At 47.3% G+C, this 16,278-nt stretch carries 19 protein-coding genes; all 19 read left to right on the top strand.

Annotated elements, in window-relative coordinates; genetic code table 11:
- Positions 1-156: 156 nt before the first annotated feature.
- The 19 genes from plsX (at position 157) to AC6I2O_RS10985 (ending at position 16,238) form a co-directional block, all read left to right on the top strand.
- Entirely contained in the window at positions 157-1,185 is a 1,029-nt protein-coding gene (plsX, locus tag AC6I2O_RS11075; RefSeq protein ID WP_120392151.1) for a phosphate acyltransferase PlsX, read from the top strand.
- A 4-nt stretch (positions 1,186-1,189) separates the two neighbouring features.
- A complete protein-coding gene (gene acpP, locus AC6I2O_RS11070) occupies positions 1,190-1,420 on the top strand; it encodes an acyl carrier protein (RefSeq protein ID WP_120392150.1) in 231 nt (76 codons plus the stop codon).
- A gap of 50 nt (positions 1,421-1,470) precedes the next feature.
- Positions 1,471-2,184, top strand: coding sequence for a ribonuclease III (gene rnc, locus AC6I2O_RS11065; protein WP_120392149.1), 714 nt, complete (start codon positions 1,471-1,473; stop codon positions 2,182-2,184).
- Positions 2,165-5,725: a chromosome segregation protein SMC gene (gene smc / locus AC6I2O_RS11060; protein WP_497742663.1), complete on the top strand. Its 3,561-nt coding sequence runs from the start codon at positions 2,165-2,167 to the stop codon at positions 5,723-5,725. The genes rnc and smc overlap by 20 nt, the downstream gene beginning before the upstream one ends.
- A gap of 20 nt (positions 5,726-5,745) precedes the next feature.
- Positions 5,746-6,675, top strand: a complete 930-nt coding sequence (gene ftsY / locus AC6I2O_RS11055) for a signal recognition particle-docking protein FtsY (RefSeq protein WP_120392147.1) — start codon at positions 5,746-5,748, stop codon at positions 6,673-6,675.
- Positions 6,676-6,721: 46 nt separating this feature from the next.
- Complete coding sequence (ilvA, locus tag AC6I2O_RS11050) at positions 6,722-7,939, top strand: threonine ammonia-lyase (RefSeq protein WP_120392146.1); 1,218 nt, start codon at positions 6,722-6,724, stop codon at positions 7,937-7,939.
- Between the two features lie 265 nt (positions 7,940-8,204).
- Positions 8,205-8,549, top strand: a complete 345-nt coding sequence (gene ylxM, locus AC6I2O_RS11045) for a YlxM family DNA-binding protein (protein ID WP_120392145.1) — start codon at positions 8,205-8,207, stop codon at positions 8,547-8,549.
- Between the two features lie 3 nt (positions 8,550-8,552).
- Positions 8,553-9,902: a signal recognition particle protein gene (ffh, locus tag AC6I2O_RS11040; protein WP_497742661.1), complete on the top strand. Its 1,350-nt coding sequence runs from the start codon at positions 8,553-8,555 to the stop codon at positions 9,900-9,902.
- A gap of 44 nt (positions 9,903-9,946) precedes the next feature.
- Entirely contained in the window at positions 9,947-10,192 is a 246-nt protein-coding gene (gene rpsP / locus AC6I2O_RS11035) for a 30S ribosomal protein S16 (protein ID WP_120392143.1), read from the top strand.
- Positions 10,193-10,207: 15 nt separating this feature from the next.
- Entirely contained in the window at positions 10,208-10,438 is a 231-nt protein-coding gene (locus tag AC6I2O_RS11030; RefSeq protein ID WP_120392142.1) for a KH domain-containing protein, read from the top strand.
- 112 nt (positions 10,439-10,550) lie between these two features.
- Positions 10,551-11,060 carry a ribosome maturation factor RimM gene (gene rimM, locus AC6I2O_RS11025; RefSeq protein WP_497742660.1) on the top strand — a complete coding sequence of 170 codons (510 nt, stop codon included), beginning with the start codon at positions 10,551-10,553 and terminating at the stop codon, positions 11,058-11,060.
- Positions 11,057-11,848 (top strand): tRNA (guanosine(37)-N1)-methyltransferase TrmD, encoded by a 792-nt coding sequence (gene trmD, locus AC6I2O_RS11020; protein WP_120392140.1) that lies wholly within the window; start codon positions 11,057-11,059, stop codon positions 11,846-11,848. The genes rimM and trmD overlap by 4 nt, the downstream gene beginning before the upstream one ends.
- A gap of 149 nt (positions 11,849-11,997) precedes the next feature.
- Positions 11,998-12,345, top strand: a complete 348-nt coding sequence (gene rplS, locus AC6I2O_RS11015) for a 50S ribosomal protein L19 (protein WP_120392139.1) — start codon at positions 11,998-12,000, stop codon at positions 12,343-12,345.
- A gap of 78 nt (positions 12,346-12,423) precedes the next feature.
- The gene (lepB, locus tag AC6I2O_RS11010; protein ID WP_120392138.1) at positions 12,424-12,999 is read left to right on the top strand and encodes a signal peptidase I; all 576 of its coding nucleotides are present in this window, start codon (positions 12,424-12,426) and stop codon (positions 12,997-12,999) included.
- 10 nt (positions 13,000-13,009) lie between these two features.
- Positions 13,010-13,888 carry a ribosome biogenesis GTPase YlqF gene (gene ylqF, locus AC6I2O_RS11005; RefSeq protein ID WP_120392137.1) on the top strand — a complete coding sequence of 293 codons (879 nt, stop codon included), beginning with the start codon at positions 13,010-13,012 and terminating at the stop codon, positions 13,886-13,888.
- 2 nt (positions 13,889-13,890) lie between these two features.
- Entirely contained in the window at positions 13,891-14,487 is a 597-nt protein-coding gene (lepB, locus tag AC6I2O_RS11000) for a signal peptidase I (protein WP_120392317.1), read from the top strand.
- Between the two features lie 16 nt (positions 14,488-14,503).
- Positions 14,504-15,055, top strand: a complete 552-nt coding sequence (gene lepB / locus AC6I2O_RS10995; protein ID WP_120392136.1) for a signal peptidase I — start codon at positions 14,504-14,506, stop codon at positions 15,053-15,055.
- A 28-nt stretch (positions 15,056-15,083) separates the two neighbouring features.
- Complete coding sequence (gene rnhB, locus AC6I2O_RS10990) at positions 15,084-15,839, top strand: ribonuclease HII (RefSeq protein WP_497742659.1); 756 nt, start codon at positions 15,084-15,086, stop codon at positions 15,837-15,839.
- 51 nt (positions 15,840-15,890) lie between these two features.
- On the top strand, positions 15,891-16,238 hold the full coding sequence (locus tag AC6I2O_RS10985) for a YraN family protein (RefSeq protein ID WP_120392134.1): 348 nt from the start codon (positions 15,891-15,893) through the stop codon (positions 16,236-16,238).
- The last annotated feature ends 40 nt before the right edge of the window (positions 16,239-16,278 follow it).

Here is a 16,278-nt window from a genome sequence, read left to right as displayed (position 1 = left end):
AAGATGCAGAGCTCCGTAAGGAGCGGATATATCAACGAGGAAAAATGAGGAGCATTTTTTCGAGTCTGCTGTGGAGGAGAGAGATGCAGTAGATGAAAGCTTGCGAAGCAAGCTTTGCAGGTTTCGCGAAGCGAAAGAGAAACAGGAGGCTACAGCATGGGTGAGACAGTAAAGGTCGTTGTTGACGCTATGGGTGGAGACAATGCACCGGGAGAAATCGTAAAAGGCGCGGTTCAGGCAGTGACCAGCCATAAAAATATCCACGTGATCCTGACTGGACAGGAGGATGTGGTGAAAAAGGAGCTTACAAAGTACACGTATCCGGCGGAGCGCGTTGAGATCGTGCATACTTCTCAGGTGATTGAGACAGCAGAGCCGCCGGTGGCTGCGATTCGCTCTAAAAAGGATTCATCCATTGTGGTAGGACTATCAAAAGTCCGGCGAGGTGAAGCAGATGCATTTGTATCAGCAGGAAGTTCAGGCGCAGTTCTGGTAGGAGGTCAGGCTATTGTAGGCCGGATTAAGGGAATCGAACGTCCGGCGCTTGCGCCGTTAATCCCAACCAAGAACGGTGTAGCGCTTCTGATTGACTGTGGAGCGAATGTCGATGCCAGAGCTTCGCATCTTGTTCAATTTGCCAGGATGGGCTCCATCTATATGGAAGATGTTCTTGGTATTTCTCGCCCACGTGTGGGTATTGTAAATATTGGTGCGGAAGAAGAAAAGGGAAATGCACTTGTAAAAGAGACCTTTCCGCTTCTGAAACAGTGCAGCGATCTGAATTTTATCGGCAGTGTGGAAGCCAGGGATATTCCGGATGGCGTCTGTGATGTGATTGTCTGTGAAGCTTTTGTAGGAAATGTGATCCTCAAGCTTTATGAAGGCGTGGCAGGAACCCTGATTCAGAAGATAAAAGGCTGTATGATGCAGAGTTTAAAAACAAAAGTAGGGGCATTACTGGTAAAGCCGGCATTAAAAGGAATGATGAAGTCCTTTGATGCAAGTGAATACGGGGGAGCACCGCTACTGGGACTGAAAGGACTTGTGGTTAAAACGCACGGAAGTTCCAAGGCAAAGGAAGTGGAGCATTCCATTTATCAGTGCGTGCAGTTTACCGAGCAACGCATTAATGAGAAAATCAAAGAACATATCTCAATAGAAGAAACAGAAAAAGGAGAGAGCTAGTATTATGGAATTTGAAAAGTTACAGAGTATTATCGCAGAGGTATTGAATGTGGATGCCGATGAGATCACACCGGAAACAACGTTTGTGGATGATCTTGGGGCGGATTCCCTGGACGTTTTCCAGATCATTATGGGCATCGAAGAGGAATTCGATATTGAGATCCCAAATGAAAAGGCAGAAAAGATTGTTTCAGTTGGCGATGCGGCTGAGGCGATCAGAAACGCGATCGGATAGAACAGGGAGGCTTTGAAAGCCTCCTTTTTACAAGGACAGAAAGGTTCAGGATGGCAGAAATAAGTTTAAAGGAATTGGAAAAAAAGATTGGATATATGTTTCACGATATCAGAATGCTGCGCCAGGCAATGTGCCACAGCTCCTATGCAAATGAACACAGGGAGACGCAGCATGATAACGAGCGGCTGGAGTTTCTGGGAGACGCGGTTCTGGAGTTGACCAGCAGCGACGTTTTGTTTCATCAGTATCAGGAGATGCCGGAAGGCCAGCTGACCAAGCTTCGGGCAAGCATTGTGTGCGAACCGACGCTTGCTTTGTGTGCAAGGGAAATTGGCCTGGAAAAATACATTCTTCTTGGAAAGGGCGAAGAGCACACGGGAGGCAGATATCGCAACTCTATTATTTCAGATGCAATGGAGGCGCTGATCGGCGCAATTTATCTGGATGGTGGTTTTGCTAATGCAAAAGAGTTTGTAGAGAAATTTATTCTGACCGATATCGAGCATAAAAAACTCTTTTATGATAGCAAGACTATATTGCAGGAGATTGTTCAGCGCGATTATAAAGATGAAGAGATCCGGTATGTCATCACAGGAGAAGAGGGGCCGGATCACGCCAAACAGTTCCTTGTGGAAGTAATGATTGGTAAAAATGCCATGGGTAGCGGCCGCGGAAGTACAAAAAAAAGTGCCGAGCAGGAAGCTGCCTATCGCGCAATCATCGGATTGAAAGGGAAGACAGAAGATGTATCTGAAAAGCATTGAAGTGCATGGATTTAAGTCTTTTGCAAATAAGATCATATTTCAGTTCCACAACGGAATTACAGCGATTGTAGGACCGAACGGGAGTGGCAAAAGCAATGTGGCGGATGCTGTTCGTTGGGTACTTGGGGAGCAAAGCGCAAAACAGCTTCGCGGCGCCAGTATGCAGGATGTAATTTTTGCAGGTACAGAGACGAGGAAACCGTTAGGGTATGCATCGGTATCAATTACACTGGATAATGCGGATCATCGCCTTCCGGTATCCTATGATGAGGTGACAGTTACAAGGCGGGTTTACCGTTCCGGAGAAAGTGAGTATTTGTTAAATGGCACGCAGGTGCGGTTAAAAGATATCAATGAGATGTTCTATGATACGGGTATCGGCAAAGAGGGGTATTCCATCATCGGACAGGGGCAGATTGATAAGATTCTGAGCGGAAAGCCGGAGGAACGCCGGGAACTTTTTGATGAGGCGGCAGGAATCGTGAAGTTCAAGCGCCGCAAAAACACAGCTCAGAAAAAACTGGAGGCAGAGCGTCAGAACCTGGTGCGTGTAAACGATATTCTTTCTGAATTGACGCGTCAGCTTGGACCGCTTGAAAAACAGGCTGAAACAGCGAAAATATACCTTCAAAAGAGAGATGAATTAAAAAAATATGACGTCAATCTGTTTTTACTGGAGTTTGAGCGGCTGCGCAGGGAACTTCAGGAGGTGGAAGAGAAAAAAAATCAGGCTGAGGAACAGATTGGCGATACGAAGGCAGCATATGAAAAAGCAAAGGAAGAATATGAGCTGCTGGAGGCAGAGCTTGAAAAGCTGGATGTTATTTTACAGGAAAAGCGGGAGTCTATTTCTCAGGGGCAGCTGCGGAGGCAGCAGTTTGAAAATCAGATTGAACTTCTCGGCGAGCAGATTAATACGGCAAGGACGAGTGACGAACATCTGAAATCGCGTGTGCAGGCTATTGGGCAGCAGATCGCTGAGCATGAAGAGGATGAAAAGAAAGCCGCGGAAGAATTGGAGGAGCTTCGTCATCAAAAAGAGGAGGTCTCCCGGAGGGAAGCAGAGGCGGCTTCGCAGGCGGCTGCAGTGAGGAATGACATCGCACAACTGGAGGATACCATTGAAAGCGGCAAGAGCAGTATTATCACGCTTCTGAATCAGAGAGCCACGCTGAAGGGAAAGATGCAGCGATACGGCGCAATGCTCGAACAGGCGCAGATTCGCAAGGCTCAGCTTTCGCAGGAGGCGTTAAAGCTTAAAAGTGAAAAAGCGGAGCATGAAGCGGCGGGTGCGGAGATTCAAAAAGAGTACGACGCGATAAGCGGACGCATTGCAGAACTCACCTCCAAAAGCGAGGGATTGAATGAGGAACTTGCCGATACACAGCAGGAACTTTCAGAATTTAATCGCTGCATGGAGAGCGAGCAGACGGAATATCACAGAGAAGCATCGCGTCTGGAATCGCTGAAAAATATTGCAGAACGGTATGACGGCTATGGAAACAGCATTCGCCGTGTGATGGAGCAAAAGGAGCGAAATCCCGGTATTCTTGGTGTAGTAGCCGATATTATCAAAGTAGAAAAAGCGTATGAGGTAGCGATTGAGACTGCGCTTGGGGGCAGCATTCAGAACATTGTAACAGACACAGAAGAGACTGCCAAACATCAGATAGAATTTTTAAAACGCAATAAATTTGGCCGTGCGACATTTCTGCCGTTGTCCGGAATCAGTGGAAAAGGCGGTTTTTCAACGCCGCAGGCATTAAAAGAACCGGGCGTGATCGGCCTGGCGAGCGGTCTTGTAACAGCAGGAGAAAAATATAAGGAGCTGATACAGTTCCTTCTCGGGAAAACGGTGGTTGTAGACCAGGTGGATCAGGCAATTGCGCTGGCGCGCAAATACCGTCATTCCCTGCGGATTGTAACGACCGACGGGGAGCTTTTGAGTCCGGGCGGTTCCATGAGCGGAGGTGCTTTCCGCAATTCGAGTAATCTTCTTGGACGTCGCCGGGAAATTGAAGATCTGGAGAAACAGGTACAGAAAAGAAAAGAAGGGCTGCTAGAATTGCAGCAGCAGATTGATACGTGCCGTTTGAGCCGCAATCGCATGCGGGATGACCTGGTACGGCTGAAGGATGAACTCCAAAAAGAATATCTGGCACAAAATACTGCCAGATTAAGACTGGAAGAGCTGAACGAAAAAACCGGAAGCACAGATCAGGGGTATCGCAGAATTCATACGGAATCCGGTGAAATTGAGCAGCAGATTCGGGAAATCAAGGAGAATCAGGCCAGAGAGCAGGAGGAACTTTCCTGCTCACAGCAAACGGAGCAGGAAACGCAGGCGCGAATTTTTGACGCACAAAAAGAATTGGAAGTGAAACGGGAAGAAGAAGCCCGCGTGCTTTCCGGTACGGAAAAAATTCATCTGGAACTGTCTGCGCTTACACAGAAAACGGAATTTATCCGACAGAATATTGCCAGGATTGGACAGGAGAAAGAGCAGCTATTGTCCGACCGCTGTCAGTTTGAAGCGGAAATCGGGAATGCGGCAGGGAGTGTTGCGGAAAAAGAGGCGCAGATCGCGGCAATCCGAGAGACCCTTTCCCAGTCAGGAGAGCTGGAACAGAAACTTTCGGAGGAGATTGCAGCTTTTACGAAAGAAAAAGAAGAGAAGAACGCAGTGCATAAAAAGTTTTTCGCAAACCGTGAAGAGCTTTCAGAGCGCATGAGCCTTTTGGATAAAGAGCATTTTCGTTTAAATGCACAGCTTGAAAAGATGGGGGAACAAAAGGATCACCTGGTAAATTACATGTGGGAGGAATATGGACTCACGTTCAGCTCTGCAGCAGAGCTTCGTGATGAAGAAGCAGGAAATGCAGCCTCCCTCAAAAAAAGTATATCTGTTTTGAAAAGCGAAATCAAAAGCCTTGGCAGCGTCAATGTCAACGCGATTGAGGATTATAAAGAGCTGTCTGAGCGTCATACGTTTTTAGCAGCACAGCATGAAGATCTGCAAAAAGCAGAAGACGCGCTTTTGAAGATTATTGAAGAGCTGGATAACGGAATGCGGATTCAGTTCCGGGAGCAGTTTGCACGCATTCAGACAGAGTTTGACAAGGCGTTCAAGCAGCTTTTTGGCGGAGGAAAAGGCGAACTGGAGCTTGTGGAGGATGAGGATATCCTGGACGCAGGCATTCGCATCATTGCACAGCCGCCCGGAAAAAAGCTTCAGAATATGATGCAGATGTCAGGAGGAGAAAAATCGCTGACTGCGATCGCACTTTTGTTTGCGATTCAGAACTTGAAGCCGTCGCCGTTCTGTCTGCTCGATGAGATCGAGGCTGCTCTGGATGAAAGCAACGTAGACCGGTATGCCGGCTACCTGCATAAGTTGACAAAAAATACACAGTTTATTATTATTACACATAGAAGAGGTACGATGTCAGCAGCCGACCGCCTGTATGGAATTACAATGCAGGAAAAAGGTGTGTCTGCTCTGGTATCTGTAAATCTTATAGAAAATGATCTTGATGAATAACCCGAATGGAGTGTGATGAGATGGAAGAAAAGAAAGGGTTTTTTAAACGTCTCGTAGCAGGACTGGCAAAGACAAGAGACAATATCGTTTCGGGAATTGATGCGATTTTTAACGGTTTTTCCAGTATTGACGACGATTTTTATGATGAGATCGAAGAAATTCTTGTAATGGGTGATATCGGAATCAATGCCACGACATCCATTATCGAGGATTTAAAGGCGCAGGTGAAGGCGCAAAACATTAAGGAGCCGTCAGAATGCAAGCAGCTCCTGATTAACAGTATCAAGAACCAGATGGATGTCGGAGAGACTGCTTACGAGTTTGAAAACCGCAGATCTGTGGTCCTGGTGATTGGAGTAAACGGTGTCGGAAAGACGACGAGCGTCGGAAAACTGGCAGGTAAACTGAAAGATCAGGGCAAAAAGGTAGTTCTGGCTGCTGCTGATACATTTCGTGCAGCAGCAGGAGAGCAGCTGACCGAATGGGCGCACCGTGCAAATGTGGATATCATCAGCGGACAGGAAGGGTCTGACCCTGCCTCCGTTGTTTATGATGCGATTGCATCGGCCAAAGCAAGAAACGCTGATGTTTTGCTTTGCGATACGGCAGGCCGCCTTCACAATAAAAAGAATCTGATGAATGAGCTTGGAAAGATCAACCGCATTATTGAGCGGGAATATCCGGAAGCATTTCGCGAGACGCTGGTTGTTCTGGATGGAACGACAGGACAGAATGCTCTGGCCCAGGCGAGAGAGTTTAAAGAAGTGGCGGATATCACAGGCATTATTCTGACGAAGCTGGATGGGACGGCCAAGGGCGGTATTGCCGTGGCAATTCACGCGGAACTCGGAATTCCGGTAAAATATATCGGCGTCGGCGAAACGATTGACGATCTGCAGAAATTTGATGCAGATCAGTTTGTGAACGCGTTATTTGATGTAAAAGAATAAAATATTTTGTGATTTGTGCCTGCAAAGGGACGGGAAGGAAAAAGAGATGGAGATGCTGACGTTGGAGGCGTTTGAGGAAGCCTCCGAATGTGTAAAAAAAGTGGCACAGGAAACAAAACTGATTTACAGTGAATATTTCAGTGTACAGACAGGAAATAAAGTATTCCTGAAAGCAGAAAATATGCAGGTGACAGGCGCCTACAAAATCCGCGGAGCGTACTATAAGATCAGTACGCTGTCAGAAGAGGAACGGGCAAAGGGCCTGATTACCGCTTCTGCGGGAAACCATGCGCAGGGTGTGGCATATGCGGCGAAGGCATACGGCTGCAAGGCGGTAATCGTGATGCCGGAGACAACTCCGCTGATCAAGGTAAACCGAACAAAAGGATACGGTGCAGAAGTAGTTCTTCACGGAGATGTGTATGATGAGGCGTGCGAGTATGCTTACAAGCTGGCAGAGGAAAATGGCTATACCTTTATTCATCCGTTTGACGATCCGGCTGTAGCGACCGGACAGGGAACGATTGCGATGGAGATCGTAAAGGAGCTTCCGCTTGTTGATTATATTCTGGTGCCAATCGGGGGAGGTGGCCTTGCCACCGGCGTATCGACGCTGGCAAAACTTCTGAATCCAAAGATTAAAGTGATTGGTGTGGAGCCGGAAGGGGCGGCCTGTATGAGAGAGTCCCTGGCAGCTGGTCAGGTTGTGACGCTTCCGAGTGCTAACACAATCGCTGACGGTACTGCTGTTAAGACTCCGGGAACCAATATCTTCCCGTATATTCAGAAAAATATCGATGATATTATTACGATCAGCGACGATGAGCTGATTGTTTCCTTCCTTGACATGGTGGAAAATCACAAAATGATCGTAGAAAATTCCGGCCTGCTTACAGTAGCGGCGCTGAAACATCTGAACGTCAGGAACAAAAAGATCGTTTCTGTTTTAAGTGGTGGAAATATGGACGTGATTACGATGTCTTCTGTCGTACAGCATGGACTGATTCAGAGAGACAGGATTTTCACCGTGTCCGTTCTGCTTCCCGATCGTCCCGGCGAGCTTGTACGCGTAGCTTCTATCATTGCAGAGCAGCAGGGAAATGTCATCCGACTTGACCACAACCAGTTTGTGAGCACCAACCGAAACGCCGCAGTAGAGCTGACGATCACGATGGAAGCGTTCGGAACAGAACACAAAAACAAGATCATCAAAACCCTAGAAGAACACGGCTACACCCCGGTATTCAAAACGGCGAGCCTGTAATCTTTTGATGTTTTAACAGATAGAATATAGATATTCTGATGATCATAATTCGAACAAAAGTTTGTAAAGAAAAAATACTTGACACCCGCCTGCATTTCGTTTATGATAACAACCAGGCAGTTACGAAACTATTTCAAAGTCAGCTCCTGTAGAAGATACAAAATAAGGGGTGACTTGTTTGCCGGAACCCCGTTTTTGTATCTTCTACAGGGGCGTCCGCCATACACTGTTTCGCAAATACCCGCCCCAACAAAGGTGACAGACAATGGATCAGCTTTTAAAACAATCTCTGCTCTATGATTTTTACGGTGAGCTTCTGACCGAGCATCAGCGTCGCGTATATGAAGAGGTCGTACAGAATGATCTGTCGTACTCGGAGGCCGCAGAATCGTTTGGCGTGAGCCGCCAGGGGATTCACGAATTGATCAAGCGTTGCAACAAGATGCTTGAGAGTTATGAAGAACGGCTTCATCTTGTGGAGCGTTTTCTGAGAATCCGGAGCAGTGTACAGGAGATACAGGTATTGTCTGCACAGCATGAAACAATAGAAAAGCAGGCGCTTGCCGAAAAGGTGCTTGCGATTTCACAACAGATTTTAGAGGAGTTATAATATATGGCTTTTGAAAGCTTATCGGAGAAGCTGCAGAATGTATTCAAGAATCTGCGCAGCAAGGGACGATTGACCGAGGCGGACGTCAAAGCAGCGCTTCGCGAGGTAAAGATGGCTCTTCTGGAGGCAGATGTCAGTTTTAAGGTAGTAAAGCAGTTTATCAAGTCTGTACAGGAAAAGGCGATCGGGCAGGATGTCATGAATGGTCTGAATCCCGGACAGATGGTTATAAAGATTGTAAACGACGAGCTGGTAGCGCTCATGGGCTCTGAGACGACAGAGATTATTCTGAAGTCAGGCGCTGAGATTACTGTCATTATGATGGCAGGTCTTCAGGGTGCCGGAAAAACGACGACAGCCGCCAAGCTGGCGGGCAAGTTTAAGTCCAAGGGCCGCAGACCTTTGCTGGTTGCCTGTGATGTTTACCGGCCGGCTGCGATTAAGCAGCTTCAGGTAAATGGAGAGAAGCAGGGGGTAGAGGTATTTACACTTGGTGACAAGGTAAGCCCTGTGCAGATTGCACGCGAGGCGATTGCATACGCAAAGCAGCAGGGATATAACACCGTAATGCTCGATACGGCGGGGCGGCTTCATATTGATGAAGATATGATGCGTGAGCTGCAGGAGATTAAGCGGACCGTAGAAGTAGATCAGACTGTGCTGGTTGTGGATGCCATGACCGGACAGGATGCGGTAAATGTAGCCTCCATGTTTGAGGAAAAGATCGGAATTGACGGTGTGATCGTTACAAAGCTTGACGGAGATACAAGAGGCGGAGCAGCGCTTTCGATCAAGGCGACCTGTGGAAAGCCAATTCTGTATGTCGGTATGGGCGAAAAACTTTCCGATCTGGAACAGTTTTACCCGGATCGTATGGCTTCGAGAATCCTCGGTATGGGCGATGTAGTTTCTCTGATTGAGAAGGCGCAGGAGACAATTGATGAGGAAAAAGCCAGATCCATGGAGCAGCGGCTTCGAAAAGCGCAGTTTGGTTTTGACGATTATCTGGAAAGCATGAATCAGATGAAAAATATGGGAGGGCTTTCCAGCATTCTGAGTATGATGCCTGGTATTGGCGGCGCTCAGATGAAACAGCTTGAAGATGCCGTAGACGAGAAAAAGATGAATCAGGTTGAAGCGATCATTCTGTCTATGACTCCGAAAGAGCGTTCCAATCCGGACATTCTCAATCCATCCAGAAAGCGGAGGATTGCAGACGGAGCCGGCGTTGACATCAGTGAGGTCAACAAGCTTGTCAAGCAGTTTGAGCAGAGCAGAAAAATGATGAAGCAGTACTCCGGGCTGTTCGGAGGTAAAGCAGGTAAAAGAGGTAAGTTTAAACTTCCCTTTTAACATAATTCAACATAACTCTTATTAAATCTAAGGAGGTGAAAAAAATGGCAGTAAAGATCAGACTTAGAAGAATGGGTCAGAAAAAGGCTCCTTTCTATAGAATCGTTGTTGCTGATTCCAGATCCCCGAGAGATGGAAGATGTATCGAAGAAATCGGTACTTACAATCCGAACACAGATCCGAGCGAGTTCAAGATTAACGAGGAGCTGGCTAAGAAGTGGCTTGCAAATGGAGCTCAGCCGACAGAGGTTGTAAGCAAACTCTTCAAAGTAGCTGGCATCGAGAAGTAAGATAGAGGTGACTGAATGAAAGATTTAGTTGAAGTAATTGCAAAGTCTCTAGTCGAAAATCCGGATGAAGTAGTGGTTACTGAGAAGGAAAGCGGAAAAGCCCTTGTGCTGGAGCTGAAGGTTGCGCCATCTGACATGGGAAAGGTAATCGGAAAACAGGGAAGGATTGCAAAGGCCATCCGTTCTGTGGTAAAAGCAGCAGCATCAAAGGAAGATAAGCGTGTGATTGTGGATATTCTGCAATAACATAAAGCAGTGACGAACTGAGAAACAGCTTGGGCAGGGAGACTTGTTACAAGCTGTTTTCATATCACTGTTTTGCTTTTTTGCTGGGTACGAGAATACAATGGAGGGAATCATGCAGGATATATTACAGGTAGGAGCAGTGACTACCACGCACGGGATTGCGGGGGAGGTCAAGGTATTTCCGACAACGGACGACCCTGCCCGGTTCAAAAAGTTGAAACATGTGTTGGTCGATGTCAGGGATGGGAAAAAAGAACTGGAGATTATTGGGGTAAAGTTTTTTAAAAATCTGGTGATCCTGAAATTCAAGGATCATAATAAAATTGAGGATGTCATGCCGTACAAGGGCAAAGCTCTGTACGTGACCAGAGAACATGCAGTAAAGCTGAAGAAGAACGAATATTTTATTGCAGACCTGATCGGCATGGAGGTGTCCACAGAGGATGGCGCATATCTTGGCGTGCTGAAAGAGGTAATTCAGACCGGAGCCAACGATGTGTATGAGGTAGAGATGGAACATGGGAAAAGCGTGCTGATACCGGCCATTCGTCAGTGCATTTTGCATGTGGATACCGAAAATAATAAGATGACAGTACATTTGCTGGAGGGATTGCTGGAATGAATTTTTATGTAATGACGCTGTTTCCGGAAATGATCGAAAACGGGATGAACACCAGCATTACAGGCAGGGCCATTGCAAAAGGGCTTTTATCGCTCACGACAGTGAATATCAGAGATTATTCCGTCACGGGCAATGGACGGATTGATGATTATCCATACGGCGGAGGGGCCGGAATGGTGATGCAGGCGGAGCCGGTGTACCGTGCATATCAAGCTTTGGTGGAAAACAGAAAGAGCAGTCCGCGTCTTGTTTATCTGACGCCGCAGGGAAAGGTATTTGATCAGGCGATGGCAGAAGAGCTTGCCAGAGAAGAAGATCTGATCTTTTTGTGCGGCCATTACGAAGGAATAGATGAACGTGTTCTGGAAGAGATCGCAACAGATTTTGTCTCCATCGGCGATTATGTGCTGACGGGTGGGGAGCTTCCTGCAATGGTAATGATGGATTCTATTGCGCGGATGGTTCCCGGCGTTCTGAGCAACCAGGAGTCCGGACAGTTCGAAAGCTTTCAGGGAAGTCTTCTGGAATATCCGCAGTACAGCCGTCCGGAAGAATGGCGGGGAAAGAAAGTACCGCCGGTTCTATTATCCGGGCATCACGGCAATGTGGACCGGTGGAGGCGCGATCAGTCGATTTTACGGACGCTGCGAAACAGGCCGGAACTGTTGTCCGGTGCGGAGTTTGACAAGAAAGATCGCAAATACCTCAGGGCGCTTTTGCAGGATGAGCAGGAGGAGCGGCTTACGGAAGAAGAAAAGGGATTTTTGGCAAAACTTCTTGCATTTTAGAAAAAAGCATGTTAGTATTAAAACGTTGTGAGAAGGAGATGGTCCTCTGTTACACAGCTTTTGCATCGGTTCGATGAAGGCTGTATTGTCGGCAGGCAGTGTTCCTGTGGACATGTATTAAGAACATCCAGAATAGAAGGAGGCACACAATGAACGAAATTATCAAAAACATCGAAGCTGCCCAGCTTAAGGCAGAAGTACCGCAGTTTTGCGTAGGCGATACCGTTAAGGTATACGGAAAGATCAAAGAGGGAAACCGTGAGAGAATTCAGGTTTTCGAAGGAATCGTGATCAAGAAGCAGGGCGGAAGCGTCAGAGCAACATTTACGGTTCGTAAGAATTCAAATGGTGTTGGCGTTGAAAAGACCTGGCCGTTGCATTCTCCGAGCGTTGAAAAGGTAGAAGTAATCAGACACGGAAAAGTAAGACGTGCAAAACTGACCTACTTAAGAGGACGCGTTGGAAAGAGAGCCAAAGTAAAAGAACTGGTGAAATAAGAAAGCATTCCGGGGACAATTTCATATATGAATTGTCCCCATTTGCGTTTCCGTTTGAGATATAAAGGAGTTTTTTAAGTGCGAAAGGAAAAGAAAGCGCTCCCTGTTCCGGGGAAAAAACATTCTATTATCCGCAATATTCTACTCTGGACCTTTGAGATTCTTGTAATAATCCTTTTTGCTTACGTTGTGGTGTATTTTTTTGGACAGTCCCGCACAAACATAGGTCAGTCCATGGATGTCACATTGTCCGGCGGTGATACGGTGCTTCTGAACTCTCTGGTTTATCAGGTTGGTTCACCGAAGCGCGGCGATGTTATATCCTTTAAGCCAAATGGCAGCACAACGGGACATTCCAGTATTAAAAGGATTATCGGCCTTCCAAGAGAGACAGTTCAGATAAAAGATGGCATGATTTATATAAATGATGTTGTATATCTTGAAAAAAAGAGTTATCCTGTAATTACGAATCCGGGGCTTGCCGGCAACCCGATCACGCTTGGCGATAAAGAGTACTTCGTACTTGGCGATAACCGCAACAACAGCGAGGACAGTCGTTTTGCGGATGTCGGTGTGGTAAAAAGCGAATATATCGAGGGTAAGGTCTGGTTTGTGCTTTCCCCATCTTCGCACCGTGGATTTCTGAAGAATTGAGAGGTGGCGCATGAATTATCAATGGTATCCTGGTCATATGACAAAGGCAAAGCGTATGATGCAGGAAGATATCCGGCTGATTGATCTTGTGATCGAGCTGACCGATGCGCGGGTTCCGCTTGCAAGCCGAAACCCGGATATAGATGAACTCGGGAAAAACAAGGCAAGGCTGATTTTGCTGAATAAGGCTGACCTGGCTGATGAACAGCAGAATGAGGCCTGGGCGGCGTATTTCAGGGAACAAGGATATTTTACTGCCAGAATCAATGCACGCAGCGGTGCAGGGATGAAACAGATTCAGGAGATCATTCGTACCGCATGCCAGGAAAAGCTGGAACGTGACCGGAAGCGGGGGATTTTGAACCGGCCTGTGCGGGCCATGGTTGTGGGAATACCGAATGTCGGAAAGTCTACCTTTATCAATACGTTTGCCGGAAAGGCATGTGCAAAGACGGGTAACAAACCGGGGGTCACAAAGGGAAAACAGTGGATTCGGCTCAACAAAAATGTGGAGCTCCTCGATACCCCGGGGATTCTCTGGCCCAAGTTCGAGGATCAGCAAGTCGGACAGAAGCTGGCTGTAGTTGGCTCGATCAAAGATGAGCTGTTGCAGACAGAAGAACTCGCGCTGTGGATTCTTTCTTTTGTAAGACAGTATTATCCAGGATGTCTGGCCAGAAGGTACCAGCTTCCGGAGGCGGGGACTGATACCGATCTCCTGGAGCAGATTGCTTTTGCAAGGGGATGCCGGATGAAAGGCGGGCAGCCGGATGTACAGAAAGCAGCGGCTCTGATTGTAGATGATCTGCGTAGTGGAAGGCTCGGGAGGATTACACTGGAATTTCCGCAGATGCCGGAACCAGAAGAACAAAAAGAAAGTGGTGAATGATTATGAGCAATGAAACTGTTTCACAAGAAAACAGCAATAAGCAGGAGGAAGGCGCAAAGAAAACGGATCTGAAAAAAGAAGTTTTAAGCTGGATTTTTTATATTCTGTTTGTGATTGCGCTGACTTATCTGATTATCACGTTTGTAGGACAGAGGACCATGGTAGATGGCCGTTCTATGAATGCCACACTGAACGATGGCGACAATCTGATTGTCGAGAAGCTTTCCTATCGGTTTGGCGATCCGGAACGGTTTGATATTATTGTGTTCCCGCCGCAGGAATCTCCGAAGGAGCATTACATCAAGAGAATTATCGGCCTTCCGGGAGAGACGGTTCAGATTGATGCAGAAGGCAAAATCTATATTAATGGAGAAGTTCTGGAAGAAAACTATGGCCTTGAGACTATCCGCAATGCGGGACGCGCAGCGGAGCCAATTACACTTGGGGACGATGAGTACTTTGTTCTGGGGGATAATCGCAATAACAGCAAAGACAGCCGTTCGGATGCGGTTGGCAATGTAAAGCGCAGCTCAATTACAGGTCGTGCATGGCTGCGAATCTGGCCGTTATCAGATATTGGCTTTTTAAAACATCAGTAAACGGTGGTGAAAAAGATTGCGTCAGAATAAGAAAAAAAGAAAAGGCATAGTGAGAGAGCTTCTGAGCTGGATTTTGTATCTGGTCTTCTTTTTTGGCGCGGTTTATCTCATTGTGCAGTATGTCGGGGAACGCACCGTAGTGAGCGGTGAGTCCATGTATCCGACTCTGAATGACGGGGACAGTTTGATTGTTGATAAGATATCATACCGGTTCGTGGAACCGGATCGGTATGATATTGTCGTATTTCCGTTCCGTTATCAGGAGGATACTTTTTATATCAAACGTGTGATCGGTCTTCCAGGTGAGACGGTGCAGATCACAGATGGCAGAGTGTACATCAATGGGAAAGTGCTGGAAGATTCGTATGGATATGAAGCGATTCGAAATCCGGGGCTGGCAGCTGCCGGGGTTACACTTGGCAGAGACGAGTATTTTGTTCTGGGAGACAACCGGAATAACAGTGCAGACAGCCGTGAGCCGAGCGTTGGTATGATAAAGAGAGAGAGTATTATCGGGCGGGCCGTTTTGCGGATTTGGCCGATGAACAAGATGAATTTTTTGTGGTAAATTTAAAAATACAGGGTGTTTGAAGCAGATGAAAAAGATTGCAGAGATAAAACAGGAGTTTTTGCAGGCTGATGACGCTGCGCTTTCCCGTTTGTTTGCGCTTTATGCAGACGATGGGAGAGCCGGTGTTGTCAGCCTGCTTGCAAAATACAGGAAAAAACAGGAACGGCTTGCCGCAGAGTATGCAAGGCTGGACGGCATGCTGGAATATGAACGTACTTATGCCCACAATGGTCTGATCTGCGGGATTGATGAGGCCGGCCGCGGACCACTGGCCGGACCGGTGGTAGCGGGGGCAGTGATCTTGCCTGAGAATTGTCGTATTTTATATCTGAATGATTCCAAACAGCTTACCGAGAAACGTCGGGAGGAGCTATTTGAGGAGATTCAGGACAAGGCAGTAGCATGGGGAATCGGTATGGCGTCACCGGCACGTATTGATGAGATCAATATCCTGCAAGCGACTTATGAGGCGATGCGCGAAGCCGTGCTGCAGCTGCAAGTACAGCCGCAGCTTTTGCTGAATGATGCGGTTCGCATCCCTCAGATGGATATTCCACAGATACCGATTATCAAAGGAGATGCAAAGAGTCTGTCAATCGCAGCGGCCAGCGTATTGGCGAAGGTGACAAGGGATCGGCTCATGCGCGAATACGACAAAATCATGCCGGAATATGGCTTTGCTTCCAACAAAGGCTATGGCTCCGCGGCGCACATTGCGGCGCTGAAACAATACGGTCCATCGCCGATTCATAGAAATTCGTTTATCGGAAATTTTGTCTGATCGTATGATTTGAAGTTATGCATGCAAAGGGGAGAGACCGGCGATTCATACATGAATAAAAGAGAAACAGGAACAAAGTATGAGCAAAAAGCGGCAGAGTATCTCGAAGCCTGCGGATATCGTATTCTGGAAGCTAACTATCGCTGCCGTGCAGGAGAGATTGATCTGATTGCAGCGGAGGACGGGTATCTCGTGTTTGTCGAGGTAAAATACCGTGGCAGCATGTATAAGGGCAGCGGACTGGATGCTGTGAACAGGCGCAAGCAGCGAAAAATTTTGCAGGCCGCCCAGTGGTATGTCATGGAACAGGGCATCAGCACAGAGATGCCGCAGCGGTTTGATGTGCTTGCATTTCTGGAAGAAGAGATTACGCTGATTCAGGATGCATTTCAAGGTTGAGACAGAGGAGATAAGGATATTGAACAGAAAGGGGGATCTG

Source organism: Blautia sp. St.27G3, assembly GCF_059728505.1.
The sequence above is the reverse complement of the archived record's forward strand: the minus strand, read 5'-3'. Positions and strand labels throughout refer to the sequence as shown.